This window comes from Arthrobacter sp. lap29, from assembly GCF_032458965.1.
GTDB lineage: Bacteria > Actinomycetota > Actinomycetes > Actinomycetales > Micrococcaceae > Specibacter > Specibacter psychrochitiniphilus.
Genome location: NZ_JAUCEK010000005.1, coordinates 333,634 through 346,034, shown reverse-complemented (window position 1 = coordinate 346,034; position 12,401 = coordinate 333,634). Strand labels below are relative to the sequence as shown.

Sequence of the window (12,401 nt, the reverse complement as noted above, 5' to 3'; positions counted from 1 at the left end):
GCGTGGTTTCTGGAGTCACATTCAGGAGGCCACGTTTCACGTGAAACAGAAGAGGTAGAGGTAGGAGCGGCCTGAGAAGCAGCCGGCATGAAGCGGATTTTCTAGGGGACCCACAAATAATAGTATTGCGCGGGTGAGAAAAAGGGAATTTCCGCGCGGAAGCTATGAGCGCTTTGAAGCTTAGGATCAGTCTGAGAGAAACGCTGGAGTGGTTTAAATGACTGTGGACCGGGAGCACCCCGGTCCACAGTCATTAATATCATTCGCCTCTTTACTTCAGGACGTCTGCGAATTCCTTCTCAAAGTACGGCTTGGGGCGGGCACCAATAACAGTGCTCTGCACTTCTCCGCCGTTGAAGAGGTAAACGGCAGGAATGGAGGTGATTCCATACTTGGCGGAAATGGCGGGATTTGCATCAACATCCACCTTCACCACCTCTACCTTGTCCGAGTACTCCACAGAAATTTCATCCAGGATGGGGCCCAGCTTGCGGCAGGGACCGCACCACTCTGCCCAGAAATCCACAATGACGGGCTTTTCTGACTTCAGGACAACGTCTGCAAATGTTGCATCCGTGGCGCTCTTTGCGTTGCTCATGGGAATCTGCTTTCTCTTAGGAGTCTTGCTCGGCGAGGTAATGCTCAACATCTAGTGCTGCAACACAGCCTGAACCAGCGGCCGTGATGGCTTGGCGGTACGTGGGGTCCACTACGTCGCCAGCAGCGAAGACACCCTTGATGCTCGTCTTGGAGGAGCGACTCTCTACGGCAATGGTTCCTGCCTCTGTTAGCTCCAGGACACCCTTGACGAGATCAACACGAGGATCGTTGCCTATAGCAACGAATAGTCCCGTCACGGCCAAGTCACTTTGTTCCCCTGTGACAAGGTTGTTTAACCGTGCACCGGTTACCTTGGCTTCACCTTCGACGCTGACAACCTCGGAGTTCCAGATGAACTTGATCTTCGGATGCTTCAGCGCGCGTTCGGCCATGATCTTGGATGCGCGTAGGCTGTCACGGCGGTGAACAACCGTCACTGTTGCCGCAAACTTGGTTAGGAAGATGGCTTCCTCCATGGCGGAATCGCCACCACCAATAACGGCAATGTCCTGGCCCTTGAAGAAGAAACCGTCGCAGGTGGCACAGGAGCTGACGCCATGGCCCACCAGGCGCTTCTCACCATCAACCCCAAGTTCCCGGTAAGCCGAACCCGTGGAAATAATTACGGTGCGTGCCTTGAATTCCTGGCCATCGGCAAGGGTTACAGTCTTGATGGCACCCTCGAGCTCTACTGATGTGACGTCGTCGTACATCACCTCGGTGCCAAACTTCTCAGCCTGCTGGCCAAGGTTTTCCATCAGATCCGGGCCCATGATGCCATCGGGGAAACCGGGGAAATTCTCCACGTCAGTGGTGTTCATCAGTTCGCCACCAGCCGTGACTGAACCGGCAATCATGAGCGGTTTGAGGTCGGCGCGGGCAGTGTAGATCGCGGCCGTGTAACCTGCGGGGCCGGAGCCAACAATAATGACGTCGCGGACTTCGCTGGCGGGGGTAACTTCAGTGCTCACGGGTGAGTGTTCCTTTTCCTTCATAGACGGAACCGCGCTACGGCGGCCCAATAGCTCCTTCGCTAAACACAACCGGTACAGAGAGACACTTATTCCGAATAGGTTGTGGGCGGCGTAGGGGATGGTTACTTGATGCTGATTTCAGTGATCTTTAATCCGAAGGGATAGGTGACATACGGCTGCAACCGGGGCAGGTCCGTGAAGTTGATAATCACGTATTTGGCGGTAACCCCAGGAGCTGCCGTCAACGTGAAGTCCGGTGAGCTGAATGAGCCGCTACCGATCTTCGTGGCATCCTGCAGAACAGGCTTACTGTTAGTTAGGATGTTGAACTGGCCACCGAATCCGGCGAGCTGGTTAATGGTGACTGAACTGATGGTTGACTCAGCCTGTAGTTCCACCACCAGGTTGATGCTGTCTGTCTGGTCGGCGAACGCGGCGTTTGAGAACTCTACGGTAGGCCAGTAAGTGGCTTTGTTTCCGTCGATGGCGTCCTTGAGCCGGGGGTAAAACGCCTCACTGTAGTTCGGTGCGCCCGGATTGTAGACGGTGATATCCGTTAGCCCCTTGATAACAGGTGCCACGACCGCGGGCGCTGGGGGTGCCGCGGGGCTCTGCGCTTCTGTGGGCGCAGTAGCCGTGGTGGTGGTGGTAGGGCCAGCTTGAACTTCCGGGCCGGGGAACAAGTTGGTGATGTGCGATACCGCAAAGATGAGAGCGCCAATGAGCAGGACACCGAAAATGGCGCCCGTCAGCCAACGGCCGGTGGCACGAGGAGCATTTCCGTCATCCTCGTCGTCGAGATAGTCCTCGGACTCCGTGTAGTCGTCATGGGCGTCCAGGAGTTCCGCCGGGAATCTTCCGGGCCGCCTGGTCTCGTCCAGGTTCTCCTGATGGTCCTCGTTGATGAATCCATAGTCATCCTCATCCCAGAGCGTCACCTTTGAAACAGGGGGTGGTGCCACTGCGGGGGAAGGAACTGCGGCGGCACTTGCGCCGGCGATTCCGCTCACCGCTGCGGTGGGCGGCGGGGTGGGAACATCCGCGTGTGTTGGTGGCGGGGTGGTAATGCCGGGGATGGGGTGGGCCGGCGTCAGCGGGGAGTTGTCCTCGTAGACGTAGGCATCCTTTATAGGAGCTGCGTCCCGGGCCTTGCCGAAAATTTCCGTGCCAAGAGTATCAGTGAAGAACGGCTCCTGGTAGACCTCTTCCAAGGGTTCCGTGGGAACCACCAAGTCAAGCAGGTCAGCAGGGGAATTCCTGGCGGCGATGAGGTAGGTGGCGTTTCCTTCCACACCCAGATCCAAGATGGAAACACTGGAAACCCTTGCACCCGTGGCCACTTCCCTGGCGCTCTGCGTCAGGTTGGGTGAGTTCTCAACAGCTGCCACCAAGATACTCACGGGGCGGTTGAGGACCTGATCCAGGCCGTCGAGGATAATATCGTTCTCGGCAGAGGCCAAGATGCGGCCGGTCACTTTGTAGCGGCCGCCAAGGATAGAGCCCACATCAATGGGTTGTGGCACCAAATCCTCCTTTTACAAACACGGTGGCCGGTGTCAATGAAGATCACAAGCCATATTTTGACTGATTCTATAGGAAAACACTGTAAGTGCCGTGGTTGGGGCGTATCACGGAACGGCGTTGGTCCAATATCTTTATTTTCCGGGTATCCGATTGCGTACTTTGTTGATCAGCGGATTCAAAAGGGCATCAATTTCATCCACACGCAGCTGCTTCAAAACCAGAACATAGACCACCGCCATGGCAGATCCCACAACAGCCAAGGTCACCACTGACGCTTGAATAGATGTCCACATAAAGCCTCCGGTTGCGGAGCTTCCAAAAAGCCTCAACAAAAGCTCCCCAACAATGCCGCTAACGAGGGCCGCAGCGAGAAAACGCATATGTGCGCGCAGAATAAGGCCGCCACCGTAGTCGCCCAGTTGGGCCTTCAGTAATCGGTGGCTGATCATGGGCCCTACGAAGTTGCTGATGGTGTAGCTCAGTGCAATGCCGTAAATGATCCATTCCGGGGGCAGTTGACCGGCTATCAATACACAGCTTAGAAGCACAGCCACTGCGATGCATTGCAGAATGAATGGGGTCTTGGCATTCTCCTGAGAATAGAAAACTCTGTTGAGAATGAAATTGATACTGAAGAACGGAGCCCCGACGGCCAAAATAGCCAGCGTGATGGCCACCTGACGGCCCACCAGCTCCTGATTTCCGCTAAAGAGCATCCCGAGGGGACCGGACAGCACCAGCAAAGCCATAGCGGAAAAGACCGTAGCCATCCCCGTGGTCCGCAACGCACTGGAGACGGAGGATCGCAACGCCGGAAGGTTCTTGCTTGCTGCGGCGTGTGCCATGGCCGTAAACATCACCGTGGCAATGGACAACGCAATGGTTGAATGCGGCATGATGTACATCTCGGTTGCACGGCTCAATACCAGAGCGCCAGGATACACAGACCCACCAGCGTTGCTGTCTGCGCCGCTCGGGATGGTGGCGATGCGCAGGATGAGGATAAAGCTCAAGTTGCCAATAATCATGGTTCCCATGGTCCATGTGGCGATCTTGGCAGTGGCTCCTAGCCCTGCGCCCTTCAAAGAGAACTTGGGGCGCAGGTTCAAACCCAGACGGTGAACAGGTATAAGCAACACCACGGACTGGGCGATGATGCCGAGAGTGGCGGTACCGGCCAGGATCCACGATTGTCCGGTGGTCCAGTTACCGACCGTGTGCGGGTTAGTCGCGGAGCTGCCAGCAACAAAAATGAACACGAGCAATCCTGTAATGGCCACCACATTGTTCACCACAGGGGCCCAAGCGTAAGCCTTGAAGGAGTTATGCGCATTGAGGACTTGCCCCAGCAGCGAGAACAACCCGTAAAAGAAGATCTGTGGCAACAAGAACAAACCAAAGGTAATGGCGAGTTCTAGTTGCTTACCTGTGAACGAAGTTGACAGGCTCATGATGGGTACCACAAGGAGCATGACGACGGCGGTCAGCGTCAGCAGACCCAGAAGTCCTAGGGTCAGCAGCCGAGAAATGAAATCACGGCCGCCATCAGGATGCTTGCTGGCCTTGGCAATCTGCGGGATCAACACGGCATTGAAGACACCTCCTGCCAGCATGAGGAAGATCAAGTTGGGCAGGTAGTTGGCGCCTTCAAAAATGTCACCGATGACCGTGCCGGCCACGGCGATGCTCAAGATAATTCCCTTAATCAACCCCAAAATACGGGACACCAAGGTGCCAACTGCCATGTTGGCGCTGGAACGCGCAGCAGAAGGGCTCATGCGTCCCTTGCTCGCGGTATGAGCTAGGGGCGGAGCGGGGACAAGAGCAGGGTTCCGGGGAGGCACACGCGGTGCGGCTACGGGTTTAGGCGGGATGTTAACCCGTTCAACATTAGACATCACCACCATCATCTCATTGCAGCCTTGAGACGCGCTGACAATGGACATGCACTGAGCGTGGACTCATGGGAGTGCACGCTCACTCTCCTGAGCGGCGGCTACTGGACTAAAAATATTCCGGTAATAATTCCCGCGCCAAATCGGTGATGCGCCGCTCATTGGGGAAGGAGAGCTTTCTTGCCAGCTCATTGAGCGGCACCCAAGCGACATCTACTGCTTCATGGTCCGGATCGTTCTCAATGGTTAAGAACCCGCCGGTGGCACGCAACAAGAAGTGATGGACCGTTTTGTGCACTCGGTGGCCGCTAACGGTAAACCAGTAGTCAATGCTGCCCAGGGGAGCCAGAATCTCCCCGGCTATGCCGGTTTCTTCCTCAATCTCCCGGACAGCAGCCTCTGCATGAGTTTCCACACCTTCGGGATGCCCCTTCGGCAGGCACCACTCAAGCCGGCCGCCACGGTTGATGCGGGCAATGATGGCAACCTGGGGAACACCTTGGTGCATTTCCACCACCACACCACCTGCCGAGACTTCCTCAATAGTGGGTAACTGGCTCGGTGCTGCGGGCGCTCCGAGTGCTCCCATTGCCGGTGGCAACGGGTTCCTCTTGGGCGCGCGCGGCACGGGGTGGACCATGCAGTCCACTCTAGCTATCTTTGGCCTTGGATGATGACAGGCCCAGCGGTGCAGTTTTGCGGTGCCTTATGAGTAGCGAGGCGGGATTGGTGTCCTGGACAAACCCGGGAGGGTAAAAGTCTGGCATTCTTAAGGGACCATGGATTTAGTGCCTGATACCTCAAAATTTGACCCGGTTGTTCTTGAACTGGGGATGCTCTTTGCCAATGCTGGCTTTGAGCTTTCCCTCGTTGGCGGACCGGTCCGCGACTTGTTTCTGGGCCGGGTTTCTCCCGACCTAGATTTCACCACGAATGCCACCCCGGATGAGATTCTCGCCGTGGCAAAAAAATGGGCGGATTCACACTGGGAGATGGGCCGCGACTTTGGCACTATTGGCTTTCGCAAACGCAACTCTGCGAAAGAGGTGCTCCTCATTGAGGTCACCACTTACCGAGCAGAAGCTTACGATCCGGACTCCCGCAAACCCGTAGTGGCTTTTGGCACCTCCCTTGTGGATGACCTGCAGAGGCGTGACTTCAGCGTCAACGCAATGGCGTTGCGGCTGCCCGCCATGGAACTTGTGGACCCGTTCGGCGGTGCCAAAGACCTGGCCGCCGGGCTGTTGCGCACGCCGGGAACTGCTGAAAATTCCTTTTCTGATGATCCCCTGCGCATGATGCGCGCCGCACGCTTTGCCTCGCAACTTGGCTTCACATTGCATCCGGACGTGCTTGCTGCCATGAAGGACATGGCCGGGCGTATCAGCATCATCTCAGCCGAGCGGGTTCGCGAGGAGCTGGTCAAGCTCATTTGCGGTGCCCACCCGCGGGCCGGGATCGATATTTTGGTGGAAACGGGCTTGGCCGAACTGGTGCTGCCAGAGATTCCAGCGCTTAAGTTGGAAACCGATGAGCACCACAGGCACAAGGACGTTTACCAGCACTCACTGCAGGTTCTGGAGCAGGCTGCCACCTTGGAGACAGGGCCGGAGGGGCCTGTTCCCGGGCCAAACTTTGTTTTGCGTTTTGCTGCGTTGATGCACGACGTCGGCAAGCCCAAGACCCGCCGTTTTGAACCGGGCGGCGCGGTCAGCTTCCGCCACCACGATCTGGCCGGGGCGAAACTCACGGCCAAGCGGATGAAGGCGCTGCGTTTTGACAACGATTCCATCAAGGCCGTTTCCCGGCTTGTGGAGCTGCATATGCGCTTTTACGGGTATGGGGAATCGGGCTGGAGTGACTCCGCCGTTCGCCGTTATGTGACGGATGCGGGCCCGCTGTTGGAGCACCTGCACCGGCTAACCCGTTCAGATGTGACCACACGAAACCAGCGCAAGGCGGATAGGCTCTCCTTTGCCTATGATGATCTGGAACAGCGCATTGCTGTTCTGGCGCAGCAGGAAGAGCTGGATGCTATCCGTCCTGACCTTGACGGGGCTGCCATCATGGCCCTGCTCGGCATCAAGCCAGGGCGTGTGGTGGGCCGTGCCTACAACTTCCTCATGGAGCAGCGGATGGAACACGGTCCGCTGGGGCCGGATAAGGCGCAGGCCGTCCTCCGCGACTGGTGGACGGAGCAGCCCGAGTCGCAGCCTGAGGCGGCACATGCGCCACGAGTGCCACAAACGCCTAAGTCAGAGCTTGAAGGCGCAGCTAAGTCCGCGGGTCCTGCAGAAGACTGACGAGTGAGATTCATAATAATATTCTCTGATTGGAATATACGCAATGAGTAATATATCAAAGGGAAGCACTCCGACCAGTGCAACAGCAGCCCTGGGCGGGCCAAAACTCTGGCTATTGCGCCATGGCGAGACCGAGTGGTCCCGCAGCGGCCAGTACACGGGCTTGACGGACTTGCCGTTGACACAGGTGGGAGAGGACCAGGCACGCTCCGCGCAGGCTGCATTGGCCGGCGTCGACTTTGACCTTGTTCTTACATCCCCATTGCAGCGGGCACACCGTACGGCGATTCTTGCCGGCTTCCCTGAGGCAATTGTGGAACCCAACGCGGTGGAATGGGACTATGGCGATTACGAAGGCGTTGACAGCGCTGTGGTGCGCGCGGAGAACCCCGGGTACTTGATTTGGGACAACGGAGTTCCCAACGGGGAAACTCTGGAGCAGGTGGGTGAGCGTGCGGATCGGATTGTGAGCCGGGCATTGGCCATCACCCGGGAGGACGGCAACCCTGCCAACGTTCTGTTGGTGGCCCACGGACATTTCCTGCGCATCATGGCCGCCCGCTGGCTGCGCTTGCCGGCCGGTTCCGGCAGGCATTTTGTGTTGGGTACAGCCAAAGTTTGCACGCTCGGATGGGATAAGAAAACCCCTGCGATCGAACAGTGGGGACTGTAGCACCGGCGTCGAGGTAATGCGCACGCACCAAGCGGGCCATGAGGGGTTGAACAGGTAGGCTCGTAGCCATGCATCACTCACAGGCTTCGGGGACTCAAACCCGGCATCCCATTGTTGTGCCATCACGCAGCGACAACATGCTGCGCACGTGGACCGAGGCTGTGGGCGGACCTCTGGGTAAGCGCACCTCGCCGGGGCAGACCAACCCGGGTTTCTTCACTGTGGAGCGTGTTCTTGTCCTGATGGCAGCCGTTTCGGCGCTGATTGCAGTCATGACCAAGTCCCACTGCCGCACGGCCGGCTGGACAACTCCCGACCAGTACTCCACAGTGTGCTTTTCGGTTTTCCCCAACGCTTTTGTTGATGACTCGGTGGGGACCTTGCTCCCCTTTTTTTCCCAGGGTTCCCCCTTTGAGCAACCGGTTCTGGCTGGCTGGATTGCCACAATCACTGCATGGCTGACGGGTAGTGCCGGGACAGGGGCCTTGCGCCAACTGGCTTTTTTTGACGTCAATGCGGCACTCATTGCGGCGGCTTGGATTACCGCCGTGGTACTAGTTGCCCGGACATCCGGGCGCAGGGTGTGGGACGCCGCCATGGTGGCAGCCAGCCCGGTGCTGATCTTGATGGCCTATGTGAGCTGGGACTTCTGGGCTGCGGCACTGGTCAGCGCCGGGATTTACCTCTTCGCTCGGAAGAAGACACTCTCGGCAGGAGTCTTCTTTGGCGTGGCCGCACTGGCCGCACCATACCCCATCTTCATCCTCATGGCGCTGGTGTTCCTAGGTATCCGAACCGGCCACGTAGCCAAGATGCTCGAGCTGATTGCCGCAGCGGCCATCGCCTGGCTACTGGGTTTGGCCCCGATCATGGCCATCAACCCGCCAGCCTTCCCGGATTACCTCAAAAACCTGATTTCCGCTGACGCCACGGAGTCCTCTCTATATGGGGGAATTAACTTGATTGCGGCCCGCATGGGCTGGCCGACTCTTGAGATTGGTGCCATAAATGCCATGTCAGGCATGCTCTTGATCTTGTTGGTAGCCGGGCTGTTGGGTTTGGCGATCTATACGCCCAGAACACCCAGGGTGGCACAGCTGGTGTTTATTGCGGCAGCAGGATTCATGGTCTTGAACAAGGGCACCGAACCGTGGCATGCGGTGTGGTTGGTGCCGCTGATTGCATTGGCCATGCCACGGTGGCGCCCGGTGCTTGTATGGCAGGCCGCGATCGTGACGCACTTTATTGCCCTGATGCTTTTCCGCAGCAAGAGCCTCGGTAACATCAGTAACCAGCACGCCATAGACACACCCTTTTTCCTCATGGCAGCCGTCATAGGCACAGTGGCAACCTGCATCATGGTGGGCTTGGTGATCCGTGACATGTTTGTGCCTGCCTATGATGTGGTGCGCCGTGCAGGAGTGGCCGATCCCCAGGGTGGGGTACTGCTGGAACCGAGGGCGGAATCCCTGATGGAGAAGGACTCCGGGAAAGAACTGCCTGGGAAAGAACTGCCAGGACAAGCGCCAAAGATTGCGGAAGTGCGCTGATCATGGTGGATGTTGCTGTTGTGGGTTCTGGCCCCAATGGCCTAGCCGCCGCTGTGACCATGGCACGCGCGGGGCTGTCGGTGCAGGTTTTTGAAGATGCCGATTCGATTGGCGGAGGGACGCGTACTGCAGAAAGTACCTTGCCGGGTTTTCTTCACGATGTGTGCTCTGCCGTCCACCCCATGGCCTTGGCCTCGCCCTTCTTCCGAGCCTTCGAGCTGGAACGCCGGATAGAGCTGCTGGTACCCGAGGTCTCCTACGGGCACCCGCTGGACGGTGGCCGGGCCGGAATTGCCTACCGCAGCCTAGACCGAACTGTTGAGGCACTGGGCGCGGACGGGCCGGTTTGGCGCGCCCTGATGGAACCCCTCCTGCGCCGGCTGGAGGGGGTTGTTGATTTCACGCAGGGACCGCTGCTGCGACTGCCCAGGGATCCGTTGGCGGTGCTGAAATTTGGGGCCAGGGCCCTGCTGCAAGGAACGCCGGCATGGAACCTTGGCTTTGCGTTAGACGTGGCACCGGCCATGCTGACAGGAGTGTCCGCACATGCCATTGGCCGCCTACCGTCACCGTCCGCTGCGGGGGCGGGACTGCTGTTGGGAGTCTTGGCGCATGCCGGGGGCTGGCCGGTTCCCAAGGGCGGCTCACACGCTATTTCCCAGGCGTTGGCCGATGATCTGTTAGCCCACGGAGGCCGGATTGAGATGGGAGTACGCATTGACAGCGTGGCCGAATTACGGGCTGCAACGGGCGCCACTGCCATCATCGCCAGCACTACGCCGCGTGCCCTGGTTGGGATGGCGGGTGCCGAGCTGCCATCTGCTTATGCGCGGAAGTTGGAATCCTTTAGCTATGGGGCAGGTGTGTGCAAAGTAGATTTTGCCCTTTCCGGACCTGTCCCGTGGACCGCGACCGATCTGCGGGCTGCGCCGACCTTGCACTTGGGCGGATCGCGGGAACAAATAGCGTTTGCCGAGAGTGAAGTGCTGGCAGGACGCCACCCAAAGAACCCTTATGTGCTCGCGGTGCAGGCAGGAGTTATTGATCAGACTCGGGCGCCGGCAGGACAACACACTTTGTGGGCCTACACGCACGTTCCGGCAGGATCCTCACGTGACTGCACAGCAGAGATCATTGATGCCGTAGAGAAGCACGCCCCAGGTTTCAGAGACTTGATCCTGGCAAGTTCAGTACAGAGCGCTCATGATGTGGGCGCCTACAACCTCAATTATATTGGCGGCGACATTGGCTCTGGAGCGGTCACCATGAGGCAGCTTTTACAACGCCCCGTGGTATCGATGGAGCCGTGGCGAACGCCCGTGCAAGGGCTCTACCTGGGATCAGCTTCCACCCCTCCCGGGCCTGCCGTGCATGGGATGGGCGGCTGGTTTGCAGCAAAATCTGCGTTGAAGCACACCTTTGGGCTGCCAATGCCAGCCTTGGGGGTGGATGTTTAAACGTGTGGCCCGCAGCTAACGCTGCGGGCCACACGTTTAAACATCCACCCGATGCTCAGGGTGGAGGATCAGGCTACTCTCAGAATTAGTTTCGGCGATCCAGAGTACCGATGGGGAGTCCCGCTGCATCCTTAATGCTCAAAACATCACCATTGATGACACCGCCAGCGGCCTTGGTTAGCCACTGGTCTACGCCTTCGCAAGCCATTTGAGTGCCGCTGAGCTGTGAAAAGGAGAGCTTGCCCTCAACCAGGAACCACTGGCCGGTAATCCGGTTGCAACCATCGCTGCCGCTGATGAAACCTGCTTGTTCGAAATCTGGGCTTTTATCGGCTCCCAAGGAGAGCTCCAAATAGGGTTGCTTGTCGGTGTTGTAACCATTGCCCCATGTGCCAACGGGGCCTGTTGCGGCACCGCAGGAAGAGATGGTCAAAGCAAGGAGTAGGCTGCCGCCAAGGGCTGCAATGCGTTTCATGATGAGGGGGGCTCCGATCGCGCTGGTCTATACATGCGTTTCCCTTATGTTATTGCATGGCCGCACAATCACGGCTTTTGCCTCCGGCGGGACGCTCGGATAACTGGGTCTAGAAGCTGCCAGCCAGTGCGGGCACCGGGGCGGTCAGGACGCCGTCGCGCATGGTGGCAACCAAGTCGGTGAGTGGGACAAACTCGGTGTCGTGCGTGACCATGATGGTGGCCACATTGAACTCGTCGCTGACCTTACGCAGCAACCGTACGATCGAATCGCTGCGAGCGTGGTCAAGGGCGGCTGTAGGTTCATCAACCAACAAGAGTTTGGGGTCGGCCATTAGAGCACGGGCTATATTCACGCGCTGACGCTGACCACCGGAGAGCTGGTGGGGACGTTTGCCAGCGCAATCGGCCAGCCCCACAAGGTCCAACAGTTCGGCGGCACGCACTGCAGCAGCCTTCAAGGACTTGCCGCGAAGGTGGTCAGTGATGATCAGCTGCTCCGAGGCAGTGAGCGAGGCCAACAGGTTGGGCTGTTGGAAGATGATCCCTACCTTGTCACGGCGCAGGGATGCCAGCTCTTTCTCGGAGAGTGCCGTGGCGTCCACGCCGTCGATCATGACAAGGCCCGAGGTGGGCTTGACCAAGGTTGCGGCAACCGCCAGCAGGCTCGACTTTCCGGAGCCGGACGGGCCCACTAGGGAGACAAACTGGCCGGGGTGAACTGTGAGGTTCACGGCGTCCAAGGCCGTCATTACCCCATCCCCATCGGGGTATTGCAGTGTCACATTGATCAGGTTCAAAGCAGTCATTTGGAGTTTCCTTAACAAATGGAAGGGGAAAGCTGTGTGTCTGGCGTGGTTGGGCCCACTCGTCCGAGGGTCCCGCTGCGAGCTTGCGGGCTGTGTGTCTGGCGTGGTTGGGCCCACGCGTCCGAGGGTCCCGCTGCGAGCT

Annotated in this window: 11 protein-coding genes; 4 read left to right on the top strand and 7 right to left on the bottom strand. The window is 58.3% G+C overall.

What is annotated here, in order from left to right; all coding sequences use genetic code 11:
* Positions 1–271: 271 nt before the first annotated feature.
* The 5 genes from trxA to RY113_RS11145 form a co-directional block, all read right to left on the bottom strand.
* A complete protein-coding gene (trxA, locus tag RY113_RS11165) occupies positions 272–598 on the bottom strand; it encodes a thioredoxin (protein ID WP_315914608.1) in 327 nt (108 codons plus the stop codon).
* A 16-nt stretch (positions 599–614) separates the two neighbouring features.
* On the bottom strand, positions 615–1,595 hold the full coding sequence (trxB, locus tag RY113_RS11160; protein ID WP_110105715.1) for a thioredoxin-disulfide reductase: 981 nt from the start codon (positions 1,593–1,595) through the stop codon (positions 615–617).
* Between the two features lie 101 nt (positions 1,596–1,696).
* Positions 1,697–3,097 carry a hypothetical protein gene (locus RY113_RS11155; protein ID WP_110105716.1) on the bottom strand — a complete coding sequence of 467 codons (1,401 nt, stop codon included), beginning with the start codon at positions 3,095–3,097 and terminating at the stop codon, positions 1,697–1,699.
* Positions 3,098–3,229: 132 nt separating this feature from the next.
* Entirely contained in the window at positions 3,230–5,044 is a 1,815-nt protein-coding gene (gene murJ / locus RY113_RS11150; RefSeq protein WP_315914606.1) for a lipid II flippase MurJ, read from the bottom strand.
* Positions 5,045–5,102: 58 nt separating this feature from the next.
* The gene (locus RY113_RS11145; protein WP_315914604.1) at positions 5,103–5,633 is read right to left on the bottom strand and encodes an NUDIX hydrolase; all 531 of its coding nucleotides are present in this window, start codon (positions 5,631–5,633) and stop codon (positions 5,103–5,105) included.
* Positions 5,634–5,772: 139 nt separating this feature from the next.
* Here RY113_RS11145 and RY113_RS11140 point away from each other — a divergent pair, with 139 nt between their 5' ends.
* From RY113_RS11140 to RY113_RS11125, 4 genes are all read left to right on the top strand, one after another.
* On the top strand, positions 5,773–7,296 hold the full coding sequence (locus RY113_RS11140) for a CCA tRNA nucleotidyltransferase (RefSeq protein ID WP_315914603.1): 1,524 nt from the start codon (positions 5,773–5,775) through the stop codon (positions 7,294–7,296).
* Between the two features lie 43 nt (positions 7,297–7,339).
* Entirely contained in the window at positions 7,340–7,969 is a 630-nt protein-coding gene (locus RY113_RS11135; protein ID WP_315914602.1) for a histidine phosphatase family protein, read from the top strand.
* 68 nt (positions 7,970–8,037) lie between these two features.
* Positions 8,038–9,519, top strand: a complete 1,482-nt coding sequence (locus RY113_RS11130; protein WP_315914601.1) for a hypothetical protein — start codon at positions 8,038–8,040, stop codon at positions 9,517–9,519.
* 2 nt (positions 9,520–9,521) lie between these two features.
* Positions 9,522–10,976 carry an NAD(P)/FAD-dependent oxidoreductase gene (locus RY113_RS11125; protein WP_315914600.1) on the top strand — a complete coding sequence of 485 codons (1,455 nt, stop codon included), beginning with the start codon at positions 9,522–9,524 and terminating at the stop codon, positions 10,974–10,976.
* 85 nt (positions 10,977–11,061) lie between these two features.
* Here the strand turns inward: RY113_RS11125 and RY113_RS11120 are convergent, their stop codons facing one another.
* Together RY113_RS11120 and RY113_RS11115 are read right to left on the bottom strand one after the other, a co-directional pair.
* Entirely contained in the window at positions 11,062–11,451 is a 390-nt protein-coding gene (locus RY113_RS11120; protein WP_110105723.1) for an META domain-containing protein, read from the bottom strand.
* Positions 11,452–11,560: 109 nt separating this feature from the next.
* Positions 11,561–12,259: an ABC transporter ATP-binding protein gene (locus RY113_RS11115; protein WP_110105724.1), complete on the bottom strand. Its 699-nt coding sequence runs from the start codon at positions 12,257–12,259 to the stop codon at positions 11,561–11,563.
* Positions 12,260–12,401 lie beyond the last annotated feature (142 nt).

Coding starts and splice junctions, on each gene's coding strand:
- trxA (WP_315914608.1), bottom strand. CDS start 598: ATGAGCAACGCAAAGAGCGCCACGGATGCAACATTTGCAGACGTTGTC.
- trxB (WP_110105715.1), bottom strand. CDS start 1,595: ATGAAGGAAAAGGAACACTCACCCGTGAGCACTGAAGTTACCCCCGCC.
- murJ (WP_315914606.1), bottom strand. CDS start 5,044: ATGTCCATTGTCAGCGCGTCTCAAGGCTGCAATGAGATGATGGTGGTG.
- RY113_RS11145 (WP_315914604.1), bottom strand. CDS start 5,633: ATGGTCCACCCCGTGCCGCGCGCGCCCAAGAGGAACCCGTTGCCACCG.
- RY113_RS11140 (WP_315914603.1), top strand. CDS start 5,773: ATGGATTTAGTGCCTGATACCTCAAAATTTGACCCGGTTGTTCTTGAA.
- RY113_RS11135 (WP_315914602.1), top strand. CDS start 7,340: ATGAGTAATATATCAAAGGGAAGCACTCCGACCAGTGCAACAGCAGCC.
- RY113_RS11130 (WP_315914601.1), top strand. CDS start 8,038: ATGCATCACTCACAGGCTTCGGGGACTCAAACCCGGCATCCCATTGTT.
- RY113_RS11125 (WP_315914600.1), top strand. CDS start 9,522: ATGGTGGATGTTGCTGTTGTGGGTTCTGGCCCCAATGGCCTAGCCGCC.
- RY113_RS11120 (WP_110105723.1), bottom strand. CDS start 11,451: ATGAAACGCATTGCAGCCCTTGGCGGCAGCCTACTCCTTGCTTTGACC.
- RY113_RS11115 (WP_110105724.1), bottom strand. CDS start 12,259: ATGACTGCTTTGAACCTGATCAATGTGACACTGCAATACCCCGATGGG.